The sequence below is a fragment of the Algoriphagus sp. genome (genome assembly GCF_024642405.1).
Classification (GTDB): domain Bacteria; phylum Bacteroidota; class Bacteroidia; order Cytophagales; family Cyclobacteriaceae; genus Algoriphagus.
In genome coordinates, this window is record NZ_JAHEBC010000017.1 from 1 (window position 1) to 15,926 (window position 15,926).

Annotated in this window: 16 protein-coding genes; 12 read left to right on the forward strand and 4 right to left on the reverse strand. The window is 36.1% G+C overall.

What is annotated here, in order from left to right; all coding sequences use genetic code 11:
* Window positions 1–341 precede the first annotated feature (341 nt).
* The 4 genes from Q0L68_RS02630 to Q0L68_RS02645 are packed head-to-tail and all read left to right on the forward strand — an operon-like array spanning window position 342 to window position 6,346.
* A complete protein-coding gene (locus tag Q0L68_RS02630; protein WP_296698985.1) occupies window positions 342–1,799 on the forward strand; it encodes an IPT/TIG domain-containing protein in 1,458 nt (485 codons plus the stop codon).
* Window positions 1,800–1,808: 9 nt separating this feature from the next.
* Window positions 1,809–4,208, forward strand: coding sequence for a TonB-dependent receptor (locus Q0L68_RS02635; protein ID WP_296698987.1), 2,400 nt, complete (start codon window positions 1,809–1,811; stop codon window positions 4,206–4,208).
* Window positions 4,209–4,212: 4 nt separating this feature from the next.
* Window positions 4,213–5,277, forward strand: coding sequence for a DUF4249 domain-containing protein (locus tag Q0L68_RS02640; protein ID WP_296698990.1), 1,065 nt, complete (start codon window positions 4,213–4,215; stop codon window positions 5,275–5,277).
* 22 nt (window positions 5,278–5,299) lie between these two features.
* A complete protein-coding gene (locus tag Q0L68_RS02645) occupies window positions 5,300–6,346 on the forward strand; it encodes a DUF4249 domain-containing protein (protein ID WP_296698992.1) in 1,047 nt (348 codons plus the stop codon).
* A gap of 17 nt (window positions 6,347–6,363) precedes the next feature.
* Here the strand turns inward: Q0L68_RS02645 and Q0L68_RS02650 are convergent, their stop codons facing one another.
* Window positions 6,364–7,695, reverse strand: a complete 1,332-nt coding sequence (locus tag Q0L68_RS02650) for a saccharopine dehydrogenase C-terminal domain-containing protein (RefSeq protein ID WP_366938338.1) — start codon at window positions 7,693–7,695, stop codon at window positions 6,364–6,366.
* 107 nt (window positions 7,696–7,802) lie between these two features.
* Here Q0L68_RS02650 and Q0L68_RS02655 point away from each other — a divergent pair, with 107 nt between their 5' ends.
* The 6 genes from Q0L68_RS02655 (at window position 7,803) to Q0L68_RS02680 (ending at window position 12,345) form a co-directional block, all read left to right on the forward strand.
* Window positions 7,803–8,285, forward strand: coding sequence for a cytidine deaminase (locus Q0L68_RS02655; protein ID WP_296698994.1), 483 nt, complete (start codon window positions 7,803–7,805; stop codon window positions 8,283–8,285).
* 4 nt (window positions 8,286–8,289) lie between these two features.
* Window positions 8,290–8,928, forward strand: coding sequence for an alpha/beta hydrolase (locus Q0L68_RS02660; protein ID WP_296698995.1), 639 nt, complete (start codon window positions 8,290–8,292; stop codon window positions 8,926–8,928).
* Between the two features lie 99 nt (window positions 8,929–9,027).
* Window positions 9,028–9,465 (forward strand): UPF0158 family protein, encoded by a 438-nt coding sequence (locus Q0L68_RS02665; protein ID WP_296698997.1) that lies wholly within the window; start codon window positions 9,028–9,030, stop codon window positions 9,463–9,465.
* Window positions 9,466–9,480: 15 nt separating this feature from the next.
* Window positions 9,481–9,999 carry a GNAT family N-acetyltransferase gene (locus Q0L68_RS02670; RefSeq protein ID WP_296698999.1) on the forward strand — a complete coding sequence of 173 codons (519 nt, stop codon included), beginning with the start codon at window positions 9,481–9,483 and terminating at the stop codon, window positions 9,997–9,999.
* Window positions 10,000–10,071: 72 nt separating this feature from the next.
* Entirely contained in the window at window positions 10,072–10,668 is a 597-nt protein-coding gene (locus Q0L68_RS02675) for an HdeD family acid-resistance protein (protein WP_296699001.1), read from the forward strand.
* Window positions 10,669–10,767: 99 nt separating this feature from the next.
* Complete coding sequence (locus Q0L68_RS02680) at window positions 10,768–12,345, forward strand: M1 family metallopeptidase (RefSeq protein WP_296699003.1); 1,578 nt, start codon at window positions 10,768–10,770, stop codon at window positions 12,343–12,345.
* Between the two features lie 4 nt (window positions 12,346–12,349).
* On the opposite strand, the gene Q0L68_RS02685 is transcribed toward Q0L68_RS02680, so the two are convergent.
* The 3 genes from Q0L68_RS02685 to Q0L68_RS02695 form a co-directional block, all read right to left on the reverse strand.
* Window positions 12,350–12,691 carry a hypothetical protein gene (locus Q0L68_RS02685; RefSeq protein ID WP_296699006.1) on the reverse strand — a complete coding sequence of 114 codons (342 nt, stop codon included), beginning with the start codon at window positions 12,689–12,691 and terminating at the stop codon, window positions 12,350–12,352.
* Window positions 12,692–12,830: 139 nt separating this feature from the next.
* Window positions 12,831–13,277, reverse strand: coding sequence for an SRPBCC domain-containing protein (locus Q0L68_RS02690; RefSeq protein WP_296699008.1), 447 nt, complete (start codon window positions 13,275–13,277; stop codon window positions 12,831–12,833).
* Between the two features lie 10 nt (window positions 13,278–13,287).
* A complete protein-coding gene (locus Q0L68_RS02695) occupies window positions 13,288–14,211 on the reverse strand; it encodes a carbon-nitrogen hydrolase family protein (RefSeq protein WP_296699009.1) in 924 nt (307 codons plus the stop codon).
* A gap of 128 nt (window positions 14,212–14,339) precedes the next feature.
* On the opposite strand from Q0L68_RS02695, the gene rlmN reads away from it, so the two are divergent.
* Entirely contained in the window at window positions 14,340–15,398 is a 1,059-nt protein-coding gene (gene rlmN, locus Q0L68_RS02700) for a 23S rRNA (adenine(2503)-C(2))-methyltransferase RlmN (RefSeq protein ID WP_296699011.1), read from the forward strand.
* Window positions 15,399–15,455: 57 nt separating this feature from the next.
* The gene (locus tag Q0L68_RS02705) at window positions 15,456–15,926 is read left to right on the forward strand and encodes an outer membrane beta-barrel protein (RefSeq protein WP_296699013.1); all 471 of its coding nucleotides are present in this window, start codon (window positions 15,456–15,458) and stop codon (window positions 15,924–15,926) included.

The window sequence follows — 15,926 nt, forward strand, 5'->3', positions numbered from 1 at the left end:
AAATAAAAACGGAAGAAATATTCATCAAAAAAAATGATGGGAGTCCGCATACCTCTTATCAAAATATTGTCAAAGGGTTTTTATTGGGATTCTCTTAGAAGGTAATTTTTCTGCAATTTTGAGAACTCAATTGCATATCTCATTTTTAAATTTATTCAATTGTTTTAAAAACAATCAGTCATTTTTTCTCCCGAATTTTTAAAAATATACTAATCTCTTTGATGAAACTGCAATATTTCAACCTAATTAGTGAAATTACTCAGAATTGATTTTGCCTGAACATTGTTTGTGAATACTAAATACATATTTTTGGATTAAAATTAAATTACCACGACTATACTATGCGAAAACTTCTATCTCTAAGCATGTTAATGATGCTTATTTTGGGATGGGCTTGTACTGAAGAAGAAACTGAAACTACTGTTCTTGTAACAGAGGAAGTATTATACACCAGTGCTGAAAATATCAGGCTTCTCGGTCGCTTAATTACAAATCAAAATATTAGTGCAACTGACCACGGATTTTACATTTCTGAAGATGGAAATTTTTCCTCCCCAATAATAATATCACTTGGAATCAAAGAAGGGCCAGGTAGATTTATTGGAGAATCGAATGATTTGATTAATTCGAAGACCTATTATGCAAAAGCATACATGGATTTAGGAGGAGAAATTCAATTCGGCAATGTTATTACCTTAAATACATTAAGTCCAATAATAGAATCGTATACTCCTGCTTTTGGGAAAGCCGGAAGTGAAATGACAATAGTTGGACAGAATTTTACTGAAAATACTCGTATTTTCTTTGGAGATTCCGAAGCACAAGTAAGTTCAATTGATTTTGAATCGCGAATTCATTTGAAAATACCTACTGCATCTAGTGAATCAGTTCCTTTGAAAGTTATCGTTCAAGATAAAACCCTTCTATTCCCCACAGAATTTAGATATCAAATTGGTACATACGAATTGGTTACCAAGTATCCAGAGCCAATCAGATTATATGAAACAGTATTTTATAATGTTGGCTCGAGTTTAAATATTGGTTTGGGCATCGCAAATGGAAATTCTTTTTATAACAAGATCCAGCAATTTGATTTGGCTACGAAAACTTGGAGTGAAAAAGAATTTAATGGATCACCGCGGGCTTTTGCATTTGCAACCCAGAACTATTTAGGAGGAGGAACCGCAGGATTAGTTGATCTTCCTTACCCGATCAATTTTTCATTTTATAAAATTAATCCGAATGGATTCGAAAGGCTTCCTGATTTGCCTTTTCCAAGCAGAGAGTCCATTGCTTTTGAAGATGCAGGCAATTTATACCTATTAGGAAGTAAGAGCGGAAATCCTTTAGCATTCAGAAAATACAATTCATCCTCAAAAATCTGGACAGAATTAAATGAAAGCCCAATTGCCTTTTCTACAGAAAACGCTCATTTTATTTATCAAAGTAAACTTTTTATTGTTGACGGGGAATCTAAATTATGGGAGTATTCGATTAACTCAGATACATGGAGGACAATTTCAACTTACCCTGGAAACCTGGGGAGAGGTTATGGTATGGGGCAAGTTATTGGAGATAAAGCATACATAGGACTATTTAAAAGGAATGCTGAAGTATGGGAATTGGATTTAAATTCCTTGACATGGAAAGTTAAAAATGAAATACCTGGAATAGCTGCAGATATTACAATCGCTCATTATGAAAAGGATGGGTACTTATACATTATGAGGGGGCCTGATGTTTCAATTTCTGGAAGCTACCCTATGAATTTATATAAGTTTGATCCCAATGGAATTTAAAAGCTAGATATGAAAAAACTATTACTCGTATTCTTTTTGCTAGTTTGCCAATTTGGATTAGCCCAAACAGACATTAAACGCGAAGTTATCGGTCGGGATATTGGTCAGCTCAAGGGGATTCAAATTTCAGGTAGAATCATCGACGAAATCACGGGAGAAGCACTAGCTGGAGCAACAGTTACTGTTCCTGAATTAAATATCAATAGGATTACTGACAATAATGGAGCTTTTCAATTGATCTTGGACAGAGCTGAATATAATCTTCAATTTAGATATGTAGGCTATGAGACAGTAGATTATCCCATTACAGCAGTTGGGGATGGAAGGATATCCATTAAGATGATACAAGAAGATTTCCAATTGGATGATGTAGTTATTTATGGAAGTGATCCTGATAAGAATATTCGTTCTACTGATATGGGAGCAATCACTATGAGTATGAATACCATGCGTGAATTGCCCCCGTTTTTAGGAGAAGTAGATATCATTCGATCTTTGGCAACTCTTCCAGGAGTCAGCCAAGTAGGAGAGGCTGCAGCTGGGCTAAATGTAAGAGGTGGAGGTGCAGATCAAAATTTAATTCAATTTGCCGGCGCCCCTATTTATAATCCTACACACTTATTTGGATTATTTACCTCCTTCAATGCTGATGCGGTAAATGGTGTAACATTATATAAATCTGTAATTCCGGCAAGATTTGGAGGTAGAGGTTCTTCAATTTTGGATATTCAACCTAAAGCTGGTTCGATCGCGAAATGGGGAGGTGATTTAATGGTAAGTAATTTCTCAGGAAAAGTAGGTATTAATGGTCCAATAGTAAAAGATAAAGTATCAATCAGAGGTGGTTTTAGAGGATCTTATATCAATTGGTTTTTGGGATCACTTAGCAATCCTGATTTAAAGAATTCTTCGGCTAATTTTTATGATGGGAATTTGGTAATATCTGCTCCCATTTCAGAAAATAATGAATTTACCTATAGTTATTATACTTCTTATGATGACTTTGCCTTTGCCTCAGATACGACAGTTTCTTGGAAAAATAATAGTCATTCTCTTCAATGGAAAAGTATAATCAACGATAAGATAGGGTTGGAGGTAATGGGATATTATACTCAATACGACTATAGCATTTTCAATCGGTCAGGAATAAATGATTTTGACCTGAATTCAGGAATAAAAGATTATGGAATCAAAGCTTATTTTTATTATAAGTTTAGCGAGTCCAATAAGATTACAGTCGGTGGTGATTTCAAAAATCTGGAATTACAACCAGGTGAATTAATCCCATCTCAAGGTGTGGAATCAGGAATATTACCTCAAAAAGTTCAGGATGAATTCGGCAGAGAATCTGGGGTTCATTTTCAGCATGAATTTGAAATAGGTGAGAAATTTGGAATGTCTTATGGCGCCAGATATGACATGTATGGTTATTATGGTCCCAGGGTAGTTCGTGAATATGCCGAAAATCAACCTTTAAGTGATGGAACTGCAATCAGTGAAACTACTTATGGGGACGGTAGCGAAATCCAAACTTATAATGGTTTAGGCCCTAGAGGGTCGCTCCGTTATTCCTTTTCTAAATCGAGTTCAATCAAACTTGGTTACAATAAAATGTACCAGTTCATACATTTGATTTCCAATACAGCTACTATCGCTCCCACTGACGTGTGGAAGTTAAGTGATAATTATTTGGAGCCTCAAATTGTAGATCAAATTTCTTTAGGTTTTTATAATAATTTCAGAGGAAATATTTTTGAGACCTCCATAGAGGTTTATTACAAAGACATCCAAAATGTCATTGAGTATAAGGATGGGGCTAATCTGATCCTTCAAAATAATCTGGAAACAGAGTTGGTGCCTGCAAATGGGAAGGCTTATGGGGTTGAATTGTATGTGAAGAAAAATTTAGGAAGATTGACTGGTTGGGCATCTTACACCTATTCAAGAAGTTTAAGACAGGTAATCACTCCTTTTGAAGAGGAGATTATCAATGATGGAGAATGGTATGCTTCCAATTATGATAAACCGCATGATTTTACTTTGATCGGCAATTATAAAATAAGTACCAATACTTCCATTTCTGCCACCTTTGGATACAGTACTGGGAGACCTGTTACTTTCCCCGAGGCAAAGTTTGATTATTCAGGAAATAACCTTGCTTATTTTAATAGAAGGAATGAACAAAGATTACCTGATTTCCACAGGCTTGACTTTTCTGTCAATTTCAAGCTTCCAGGAAAGGGGAAATTCTATGACGGAGATTGGACATTCTCCATATTAAATGTTTATGGACGTAAAAATCCATTCTCCTTATTCTTTGTGGATGAACAAGGAGCACCACCTCAAGCATTAAGGCTTGCGGTATTGGGAGTTCCACTTCCAAGTATCAGTTATTCTATTAAGTTTTAATCAGATGTTGAGAAAATATCTTTACCTCCTTTTGATTTTGCCATTGGCTGCCTGTATAGATCCTTATTCTGTAGAAGTGGAAGAAGGTGAACAACTTTTGACCGTAGAAGGGATAATTACCACAACCCCAGGATCGCAAAGTATTAGACTGACTAGGAGTGATACGTATGGGAGTGTTTTTGAAGGTTTGATTCGACCAGTTTCTAATGCAACTGTGATCATTCGAGACGATGAGGGTCAAGTTACCTTTTTATCAGAAGATACAGAAGATAGAGGTGTTTATTTTACATCCGAAAATTTTGCAGCGAAGATGGGAAGATCATATACTTTACAAATCCAATTGATTGATGGCAAAGTATACACTTCTTTTCCGGAGCTGGTTAACCCCGTTCCTAGAATAAAAAACATAGAAACCAAGGTTGTGAAAATTGCGGTTGAAGGTGAGGTTTTAGAAAGGTCTGGAGTTCAATTAATAGCTGAGTTGGATGATCCTGCTGATCAAAATAATTTTTATTTTTGGAGAACTGATCAGTCCACTTATGTTTTAAAAACAAGGCCAGATCTTTATACACCGAGGCCTTCTGATACTAATCCAAGTAGAGATCCCCAGCCAAAAGATTGTTGTAATGTTTGTTTTAAAACAGAGTTGCTTGGTAATTCAGGAATTTATTTAGAAAAGGACGACATATTCAATGGGCTTAGTACAAAAGTACCAGCAGGATTTATTGAAGATGATGGAAAGAGATTCGTTGAAACATTGCGAACGGATTTGATGCAACTAAGTATATCTCAAGAGGCGTATCGTTTTTTGAGATTGGTAAAGCAACAGTCAGAAATATCTGGTTCCGTATTTGATCCGCCTCCAGCAAATATTAGAGGAAACATGATCAGTTTGGATAACCCAGAAGAAGTGATTTTAGGATACTTCATAGCTGCTGGTGAAACAAGCAAAAGGATTTATATCCAAGGGGATGAACTTGATTTTAGGCAACCAGTAGTGATAGTACCAGATGATTGTAGGGAAATTGAAGGATCAAATATAGATCCTCCTTCTGATTGGAATCCTTGATAATTTGTAGATATAGAACTATTTGAAAAAATATATATGCTTATTCTCTTTGCTTCTATGGAGCTGTATTGATCCATATGAAGTTATTATTGAGGAAGGTCCCCAATTATTAACTATTGAGGGGATGATTACAAGTGGTCCTGGACCTCATAAGGTAAAATTAACTAGAACTGATACTTATGGAAGCATCTATGAGGGGTTGATTCGTCCTGTTTCTGGGGCTACAGTGATTGTCAGAGATGATTCAGGAAAAGTAATTTTTCTTACTGAGGACCTTGAGAATAGAGGAGATTATCTAAGTCCTGAAGACTTTTCAGCTGAAATAGGTAATTCATATACCTTACAAATCCAGCTAATAGAGGGTAAAGTATACACTTCCTTACCAGAAAAAGTGGCTCCAGTCCCTGAAATTCAAAATGTCAATTACAAGATTCAAAAAATACCAATTGAAGGAGAACTGAATCCTGCATCAGGAGTACAGTTTACTGTTGATATAAAAGATCCTATAGATGAAGATAATTTTTATTACTGGAAAAAAGGACCTTCAGTTTATATCTTAGAAACAAGACCGGATTTATATACAGAGCCACCACCAAGTCGGGCGCCAGCTCCAAAGGAATGCTGTGTTGCTTGTTTTAGGACAGAGCAAGTTTCTAATAATTCAATATTTATTGCTCAGGATGATAATTTTAATGGGCTTTCTACCAGAATTCCTGCAGCTTTTGTATTAGATAATGGACTACGGTTCGTTAATCGTTACCGGATTGATTTAAAGCAGTATAGTATTAGTTCAGGAGCTTATCGTTTCCTTCGATTGGTTAAGCAACAAGTGGAATTGAATGGATCGGTATTTGACCCACCACCAGCAAACATTAGGGGAAATATGATCAGTTTAGATAATCCTGACGAAGTGGTCTTGGGCTATTTTATGGCAGCAGGAGAAAGAATAGAAAGAGTTTATGTCGATGCGACAAAATTGGACTTTGTTCAGCCTAAAGCAATAATTGCCGATGATTGTAGAGAGGTAGAAGGTGCTCAAACAGACATGCCTTCTGATTGGAATCCTTAATCTATTTACAATTAATTTTATCCTTTTTCCATGAATTTAATTCCAAATTCTTCCAGTTTTGTTAAAATTGGATTATAAATTTCTGGAATAACAGGAATATGTAAACCAGTGATATTGATCTTTTTATCCATAAATAAATCTATTGCAATTGCCAAAGGTAATCCAACTGTTTTTGCCATAGCTGTATAGATTGAGTCATTTCCAAAAACCACTAAGCTGGAACTTACCTTTTTGATACCTTCAGTTGTTTTTATTTCAAAGAGATGCTGCATCACGATCATATCTTTGTCCTCTGGATTTAGTGCCCAATCTTCTTCTAAGATTGCCTGAAGGATTGCTGCTGGACTTCCTTTTGTCAGTGGAAGTTCACGATTACCGAAAAAACCCAACCATTGAATTTTTTCAAATGTTGGGAAATCCATATCAGGTATAGCTTCTGCTAGTTTTTCCTCTACGGAAAGGTCTTTGTTGTAAGGCAAAAATGCATTTAAAAATTGCCTGAGATTGCTCCCCTCCGGCATTTCCAACTGAAATGAATCATCCGTCAGACCTAATTGAACAAATACATCCCATGCTTTGCAATAACCTGCTCTTCTAAGTGTTCCCCGGAGCATCGTTTGGATTTCTTCCAATCCATATACTTTTCTATAGCTAAGAGAGTCCCGATTTGGATACCCGTCAAATTCTCCTAGTCTGTCAAAATGTATGTTTTCTATTCTTTTAAAAACCTGTTGATAGGGAACAAATTTCAAATCCCCTTTTTCAATGAACCGAGAAGTGCCTTGTCCGGCCAAAACAACATTCTTGGGGTTCCAAGTGAATTTATATTTCCAAGGATTATCTTCACTGAATGGAGCCAAAAGACCACCACAATAGGATTTAAATGATAGAATTTTTTCTCCTTTGGATTTCGCATCATGAATTATTTTCATCGCAGACATATGGTCTATTCCAGGATCTAAACCACATTCATTCAGAAATAATAATCCTTTTGATTCTATTTCTGATTTTAGACTTTTCATACTTTCCGACTCGTAAGAAGCCGAAAAAAAGTGCTTTCCCAAAAGTAGACAGTCTTTTGCAACAATGGGATGCATGATAGCAGGTAGCATGGAAACAACAATATCCGCTCTAGCTATGAGCTTTTTTCGCTCATTTTCATTTTCAATATCCAGTGGAATTGCTTCGGTATTGGGCTTATTTTTGAGTTTAGATTTTGCCTGATCTAAGTTTAAGTCAGCTAAAATCAATTTTCTTTCTTTTGGTAAGCAAGTATCAGCAAGGAAGTCTATCAAAAATATTGAAGATTTTCCTCCGCCTAGAATCAAAATGGTCTTCATAAACGTCATGGTATTGTAAATCTAAATTGAACAATATATTTAAGTCACAAAAGGAGATTACCTAAAATTGGAACAAATCTGTACTTTGGGCGTTAGGAAGAGTCCAAAACAAAATCATGGGTAAAAAAATCATTATTACTGCTGAGCTGGAAGAATTGACCTTTAATGAACTATCAGTTGAGGATCAGACATTATTGACGGAGGCAAAAAATATAAGTAATTCTGCCTATGCACCCTATTCAAATTTTCTCGTTGGAGCTGCCTTAGTATTAAATTCAGGCTTGGTTATAAAATCCAATAATCAGGAAAATGTGAGCTTTCCTGTTGGAGTATGTGCAGAACGTTCATTATTAGGATATGCAGGAGCCAATCATCCTAATGACCCAGTAAAAACACTGGCAATTGTAGCCAAGAGAAGAGGAGAAGATGTTTGGGCTAATGTATCGCCTTGTGGGTTATGTAGACAGACAATAAGCGAAGTGGAAATGCGCTTTAATCAATCAATAATCTTATTGATCTTAAAGCCTGATGGGAATGTGATAAAAGTTCCTGGAATTCAATCTCTTTTGCCATTTAAATTCGAAGATCTAAATAGTTAATTTTTTGAAAAAGCGTATCCAATTTAAGTTTGAGGCTATTTATTCCATTTCGCATGAACCCAATTTTTCTGAATCAGAAGTTTGGATTCTTTTTCATGGATATGGCCAATTGGCAGAGTATTTCATTCGAAAATTTCTACCTTTTGATTCTGAAGATCGTATTTTCTTAGCACCGGAGGGAACAAATTATTCCTATCTCAAAGACTTTCAGGGAAGAGTTGGGGCAAATTGGATGACCAGTTATGAGCGTGAACTTGCTATAGAAAATAACCATCGATATTTGGATAAGATGGTCAATGAGTTTCTCTCAGGTTACAAGGTTTTTCCAAAAATCAATGTATTGGGGTTTTCTCAGGGAGCTGCGACCGCAACACGATGGGCAAGTAGATGGTCAGGTAGTATAGATAATTTAATTCTTTGGGCTGGAGGTTTTGCCCATGATTTAAATATTAATAAAAGTCGAGAACAATTTGAAAAAACAGAGATGACTATCATCTTAGGGGATCAAGATGAGTTTATAACTTCCGAAACGATTCAAAAACAAGGAGAATTTGTGAAATCTTTTGGGAAGGAAGCAAAAATAATTAACTTTTCTGGAGGCCATTTTATTGATTCTGAGGTTTTAAAGGGGCTTTTTAAGTAAAATAGTAAAAATATTTCATCGCTTTTGGATTGCAAGGGCAAAAACAATTTGATGCAACTTTGACATTCACTATTTTTCCAAAAATTTTGTAACTCATTCATGTTTTCGCTTACTGAAAAAGAGGTAGGATTAATTTCCACCCAATTGCTGAAAGGCAATGTATGTTTCTATCAAATTGATAAAAAGAAGATACATCACATGCCTGATGACGAAGATTATTTCAACTATGACCTCACTGAAGCAGAGGAGGATATATTAGATGAAATAGAAGAGAATCCCGATAACTTTGCCGAGTTTACCAAGATGGAACCGGCCCAAGAGCATCAAATGATGCAGGATTTTGTAGATAGAAAAGTTAAAGAGAAGAATCTAGCAGAAGATTTAGTAAATGCGCTGAGCAAGGCTAAAGCTGCTACTGGATTTAAATTTTTGATAGATGAATCTAAATACAAAAATGAGTGGTTGGAGTTCCGTTATTCTAAATATGAGGATTGGGTAAAAGAGCAGGTAGATAGCTTTAATTATTCTGAAGATTAATATTTAACCGCCTTTTTGAGGCGGTTTTTTCTTGCCCAAATGACTATCGATAGGAATAAAATTTCCATCCGAAACAATTTATCTCCTGGGGATCTAGGCTGCGTAGTAGCCTTGCATGGCAAAGTTTATGGAGAAGAATATGGATTTCCTATAGGTTTTGAGGTTTATGTGATGCAAAGTGTTATTGAATTTTTTGGACAATATGATCCTGAGAAGGATCGGATTTGGGTTGTAGAATATGAAGGGGAAATGATTGGATTTTTATCATTGATGCATAGACCAAGGAATCAGGCACAACTTAGATATTTTATCCTCATAAAAGAGTTTAGGGGAATTGGGATCGGTAAAAAACTGATGCAGGAATGGATGGATTTCTACCATAAAAAAAAGTATAAATCGGCATACCTATTTACCACTTCAGGACTTGATCCGGCCATCAGCTTATATGTTAGGAATGGTTTTGAAAAGGTTTCTGAAGCGATGACAACGAACTTTGGTTTTCCGATGTTGGAAATTCTTTACCGTTTAGAATAAGGGTGAATTTTAGCGGATTGTCTAAGACTTTGAGTTAGAAAATCTTATTTTTAATAAAACAACCAAATAGCCATGACAGCACAACCATTCAAAACCATTAAAAAAGCTTTGAAACATTGGTACCTTCTGACCATCATCGGAGTATTGTTTATAATCTTAGGCATTTATGTCTTCACAACACCCTTAGCATCATATTTATTGCTTGCAACTATATTCAGTTTATCATTTTTAGCCTCAGGTCTTAGCGAACTTACATTTGCGTTTGGCAATAGAAAAAATTTAGATCATTGGGGTTGGTTTTTAGCTTCGGGACTTATCAGTACCATGATAGGTATTTTATTACTGACAAACCCATCGCTTTCTATGGTTACATTGCCACTTTATGTTGGCTTTGGAGTGATGTTTAAATCTATCGCCGGAATTAGCTTCGCTTTAAGTCTCAAAGATCACGGTGATGAATATCAATCGTTACTATGGCTTGGGATCCTTGGTATGATTCTTTCCTTTATCCTGATTTGGAATCCTTCTATCATTGGGATGACTTTGGTTACTATCACAGCTTTAATTTTTGTTTTATTAGGAGTAGTAGCGGTTTTATTTTCATTGAAGATTAAAAAACTTCATGATCTTCCCGGTAAACTGAAACAAAAAATGAAGGATAACTTCTAAAAGTAAAACGGTAATTAACTTTGAGAAATGTCCATTTTACTGTCACGTGTCAAGTAAAAATAGCCGAGGCATTTCAATCCTTTATTCTGACTTAATTTCATGCGAAAAACCATTTTATTTGTACTAGCTCTTATTTTTTCTATTTCGTTGAGTTTTGGACAAAACTGGGATTGGGGAGGCCCAATTGATCCTTTACAGGCAAAATTTAAGGTGCTTCATTATCAGCTGGAACTTGAAGTGATACCTGTAACAAAATCAATTCGAGGCAAAAATATTATCACATTTGAGGCTTCGGAAAAGTTAGATACTCTTCGTTTAAATCTAATTGATGAATACAAGGTTGAGAAAGTAATAATGAATGGGCAAGAGTTAGCTTTCTCCACCCATGATGATTTGCTGGATATACTACCAATTGACTGCACTTGTAATACAGTGGAGGTCTTTTACGGGGGAGCGACACCCGTTGCCCTAAACCCACCTTGGTCGGGAGGATTTACTTGGGAATTGGACCGCTTTGATAATCATTGGATGGGACTTTCTTCCCAAGGTGAAGGGGCGAAGATTTTTATGCCAGCATTGGACCATCCTTCAAGTGAAGCTCAAAACGGTGTCGATCTTTATATAACCGTTGATAAACCATATTTCGTAGCCGCAAATGGGAGGCTGTTGGGAAAAAAGGAAACTGAAAATCAAATAACTTATCATTGGTCGACTAACTATCCCATCAATAATTATGGAATAAATTTCACTGTGGGCGTTTTCCATGAAGCTAAAATAGATTTCAATTCCATTTCGGGAGAGGTGATCCCAATGCATGTTTACGTTTTGCAAGAAGATCAGGCAAAAGCAGAAGAATTGTTGGAGGTTTTAAAAATTAGTACAGGAACGCACGAAAAGTATTTTGGCGCTTTTCCCTTTCCGAAAGATAAGATTGCTGTGGTGGAGACTCCTTACCTAGGGATGGAGCATCAAACGATAAATGCTTATGGAAATAACTTTCAATTTGTGCCTATGGGTAATGTTCAATACGATTGGCTATTACATCATGAGTTAGGTCATGAATGGTTTGGTAATAAAATGTCCGTGGGTGATTGGGCAGATATGTGGATTCACGAGGGTTTTACAGCCTATGGGGATTGGTTATTTTATGAAGAGCATGGAGGTCCGGAAGCTTATCTTGATCAGGCAGCTTCTGTATTGAGAACCATTCCACATGTAAAACCAGTAGTTTCCCCTCCAAATAGTACAGAAGAAGAGGCTTATCACGGAGAAATTTACAGCAAAGGTGCTGCAGTTGTCCATGGATTGAGAGGAGTTCTGGGAGATGATATTTTTTTCCCAATGCTAAAATCCTTTGTCTCAGACGATCGTTTTACTTACCAAAATCAAGTCACTACAAAGAATTTCATTGATTTTGTGCAAAGTTATACCGGTCAAGACTTGAGTGATTTTCTAAATTTCTACTTGAAGACCACAGATTTACCAGAGTTGAAAGTCAGTAAAAAAGGTAAATCAGGTTATATGGTCAGTCTGAAAGGAATTGAATTTACAATTCCGGTGGAAATTGAAACTTCCAAAGGAATGGAGAAAGTAATCTTGGGATCAAAGCCTGTTTTAATCCCCAGTTCGTCTGAAATAAAAGTTGATCCAAAGGGTTGGCTGATGTTAAAAAGATAATTCCTTAGAGGACGAAGAATTTTATAAAAACTCTAACTACCAGCCATAAATAACACAGGTAGGAGATGTATTTTAAGATCTTTTCAAAGGATTTACTTTTTGGAGCCATTTCCTTCATATAATGCATGTCTTTATATTTTAAGTATCCCAGCCAAAGTAAGAATGCGGTACCCAATAAGAATCCAATATTTAAATAGAAGGTATAATTCAATTGAAAGAACTCCTGATTTTGTATAGTTACTTGTGCTGGATTTGGTAAAATTCCCAAAAAGTCAAAGGAATAATGAAGTGTTATTGAAGTTGCTACCAGAGCGGATAGTAAAAGGAAAAGAATGAATAAATCCATTCTCCATCCGTAATATTTCGCATTGAACCAATAAAATGGCTACTGGTCCAATTATGACATTTTCTAGTATTTAAAAGAGGAAGGCTGTTTACGAAAGGGTATTTTTTTTTCAAAGATGGATCTTCTCACGATTGGGTAATTATTCCCGCTCCTCAAAAGGAATAATAATACCTTTTTCCAAATAGTTTTTTAATCCTTGTAAAAGAATTGCCCAACAGAAAGAGGATCTTTTGAAATGGTCGTTGCAAGCAGGCCATCCAGTATGCCAAAAGTTAACCTTTGTTTTGCCTCCATCATTGCTTAGATCAAATCCAAAAGAAGTAGGATTCCAATCTTCATCCGAATCGGTCATTTTAATGTGAAAAGATTTATTTTCTTGGAACTTGACCACTTTGCCAAACCAATTGTATTCAGGCGAAAAGTATAAATTATAAATAGCTCCAAGCTGGGCATTTCCTGAGCATTCCTTTGGCCACCAATGGATCAGTTCTTTCGATTCAGAAATAGCCTGAAAAACATCTTGAATGGATTTATTAATCCATAAATCATGATAGATCCCATAAGAAGGTTCCTGAAATGAATTCATTCTTCTATTGTTAATTTCTCTCTTTTTGAATCTCAGGTTGGTCTTTAACTATCAATTCAAAAATATCACTTCGATTATAATGTCCTATTGGGTCAAAATCCAGCTTACTTTTAATGATTTGATTTAAATCTATTTCGGCACTCACTACACCGGATTTTCCAAATAATGGGCCTGCTAAAATTTCCCCCATAGGAGAAACTATTACTGATCCACCATTGCATATTATTTCTGGATCTTCCATCAGTTCTTTTTGGAATTCATCAGAGTACATTGATTTCGTGAAAAATTGGTTGCAACCAAGCACAAAACATCTTCCTTCTAATGCGATATGTCTCATAGTAGAGATCCAGTTTTCACGGGCATCTGCGGTTGGTGCAATATAAATTTCAACACCTTTCTGGTACATCGCCATTCTTGCCAAAGGCATATAGTTTTCCCAGCAAATCAAACCACCCAATTTCCCGATTTTGGTATCAAAACTTACCAGTGATTTACCAGATTCCTCTGCCCAAATTAATCTTTCCGTTCCGGTAGGTTTAATTTTCCTGTGAACACCCAAAAACCCTTTTGGTGAAAAGTAGAGCATAGAGCAAAAGAGACTCCCATTTGCATTAGTTTTTTCTGTTACTCCAATCACCAGATAGATTTCCAATTCACGGGATAAGGACTCCAATCTTTCCAAATCTTTACTTTCCAGATCAAAACTATTGGCATGATAAGTTGCATAAAGATTCCTTCCTTCTTCAGTTCTACTTCCTATTTTGGCACCAAAGGAAAACCCTCTGGGATACCCTGGGATAAATGATTCCGGAAAAACAATCAGCTTGTTTCCTTCTTTCGCATATTGTGTACTTAGTTTTTCAACTTTCTGAAAGGTTTTTTCTTTATCGAAAAAGATTGGATTATCCTGAATCAGGCAAACTTTAAGTTTCATAATTGCTGTATTTGGAAATCAATTTACAAAGTCGCAGGTAAAGCCAAGGTAAGTTCTTTTATTTTTGCGAACTCAAAGTCAAGAAAATGCATTCATCTTATTTCCGGCCTTAATCCCTAAATTGCATCATGGAAGAGATTCAGAAAAAAGACATCCGAAAACTCAGCCTTCCTGACTTGGAAGAGTTTTTTTTGCTGCATGGAGAAAAGAAGTTTCGTGCTAAGCAAGTTTATGAATGGCTTTGGAATAAGTCTTTGAAGAATTTCGATGACATGAGCAATATATCTCTGGGTACCAGAGAGCTTTTGAAATTACATTTTATCATTAATCATATCAGAGTGGATTTGATGCAGCATTCAGAAGATGGAACGATCAAGAATGCTGTCAAATTATACGATGATAAAATTGTAGAATCTGTTTTGATTCCCACTTCCAAAAGGATTACTGCCTGCGTTTCCTCACAAGTGGGTTGTAGTCTGGATTGTAATTTTTGCGCTACTGCCAGATTAAAAAGAATGCGAAACCTTAATCCGGATGAAATCTATGATCAGGTGGTTGCAATAAAAGAAGAAGCAGAAACTTATTTTCAGCGACCATTGACGAATATTGTATTTATGGGTATGGGCGAGCCTTTGCTAAATTATGCGAATGTCATTTCCGCTATTGAAAAAATCACGTCTCCCGAAGGATTGGGTATGGCCGCAAGAAGGATAACACTTTCTACAGTTGGAGTTACTAAAATGATCCGTAAAATGGCAGATGATGAGGTTAAGTTCAACTTAGCAGTATCGCTGCACTCAGCGATTAATGAAACTCGCTCTCGCTTAATGCCAATCAATGATTCAAATCCTGTAGAAGAACTAGGAGAGGCATTAAAATACTGGTATCAAAAGACTGGCAGAAAAGTAACCTATGAATATGTAATCTGGGAGGGGGTGAATGACGATGAAAGACATGCAAAAGCTCTGGCGAAATTCTGCAAAATCATTCCTTCAAAGGTGAATATAATTCAATATAATCCCATCGATGAAGGAGAATTCCGGCAGGCAAAACAAGAAGCTGTTGATATGTATGTGCGGGTTTTGGAAGGGCAAGGGATTATAGCAAAAGTACGAAAATCCAGAGGTCAGGATATAGACGCGGCATGTGGACAATTAGCAAATAAAAATGAAGTTGCATCTCTTTAAGTTATTTGGTTTTGTTATTTAAAAAATCACAGCTAAATTTTTAAAAATTATTCCTTAATGAAAAAGACAATACTTTTATTTTTCGCATGTTTTATAATTGGTTCCGTCGCCTCAGCACAAACCCAGGGAGATAGTAGAATTCATGCATTAGCTTCCTATGGTTTGAGGTATAAATATTTTGGTGTAGGTGCCGGAGTAGAGTATTTCTTTGTAGATAATTTTGCGATTATGCCTAGCTATACCCGGATTTTTCCAAATGTGGGCAAATCCAGTAATTTCAGTGCTGATCTTCGTTATTATATTTCTGTGGGGAGTTCTCAGCTATATTTCATGGCTGGGTATAGTCAGAATTGGGAAAACACTAATCCAGATGGAGCGGGAAAAAATAGATCCGTAAGTGGAGCCAATGTCGGAATTGGAGCATATATACCAATGACTGATTGGATCGGGTTGAGTACTGAATTTAAAGTTCAAAGTCAGAACCCACAAGAAGCTGGTTTCCGTTTTGGAGTGGCTTTTCCTTTATAG

What these genes read in the sequence shown, in the direction of transcription:
- Q0L68_RS02630 (WP_296698985.1), top strand. Translation starts at nt 342, where the DNA reads ATGCGAAAACTTCTATCTCTAAGCATGTTAATGATGCTTATTTTGGGA.
- Q0L68_RS02635 (WP_296698987.1), top strand. Translation starts at nt 1,809, where the DNA reads ATGAAAAAACTATTACTCGTATTCTTTTTGCTAGTTTGCCAATTTGGA.
- Q0L68_RS02640 (WP_296698990.1), top strand. Translation starts at nt 4,213, where the DNA reads ATGTTGAGAAAATATCTTTACCTCCTTTTGATTTTGCCATTGGCTGCC.
- Q0L68_RS02650 (WP_366938338.1), bottom strand. Translation starts at nt 7,695, where the DNA reads ATGACGTTTATGAAGACCATTTTGATTCTAGGCGGAGGAAAATCTTCA.
- Q0L68_RS02655 (WP_296698994.1), top strand. Translation starts at nt 7,803, where the DNA reads ATGGGTAAAAAAATCATTATTACTGCTGAGCTGGAAGAATTGACCTTT.
- Q0L68_RS02665 (WP_296698997.1), top strand. Translation starts at nt 9,028, where the DNA reads ATGTTTTCGCTTACTGAAAAAGAGGTAGGATTAATTTCCACCCAATTG.
- Q0L68_RS02675 (WP_296699001.1), top strand. Translation starts at nt 10,072, where the DNA reads ATGACAGCACAACCATTCAAAACCATTAAAAAAGCTTTGAAACATTGG.
- Q0L68_RS02680 (WP_296699003.1), top strand. Translation starts at nt 10,768, where the DNA reads ATGCGAAAAACCATTTTATTTGTACTAGCTCTTATTTTTTCTATTTCG.
- Q0L68_RS02685 (WP_296699006.1), bottom strand. Translation starts at nt 12,691, where the DNA reads ATGGATTTATTCATTCTTTTCCTTTTACTATCCGCTCTGGTAGCAACT.
- Q0L68_RS02690 (WP_296699008.1), bottom strand. Translation starts at nt 13,277, where the DNA reads ATGAATTCATTTCAGGAACCTTCTTATGGGATCTATCATGATTTATGG.
- Q0L68_RS02695 (WP_296699009.1), bottom strand. Translation starts at nt 14,211, where the DNA reads ATGAAACTTAAAGTTTGCCTGATTCAGGATAATCCAATCTTTTTCGAT.
- rlmN (WP_296699011.1), top strand. Translation starts at nt 14,340, where the DNA reads ATGGAAGAGATTCAGAAAAAAGACATCCGAAAACTCAGCCTTCCTGAC.
- Q0L68_RS02705 (WP_296699013.1), top strand. Translation starts at nt 15,456, where the DNA reads ATGAAAAAGACAATACTTTTATTTTTCGCATGTTTTATAATTGGTTCC.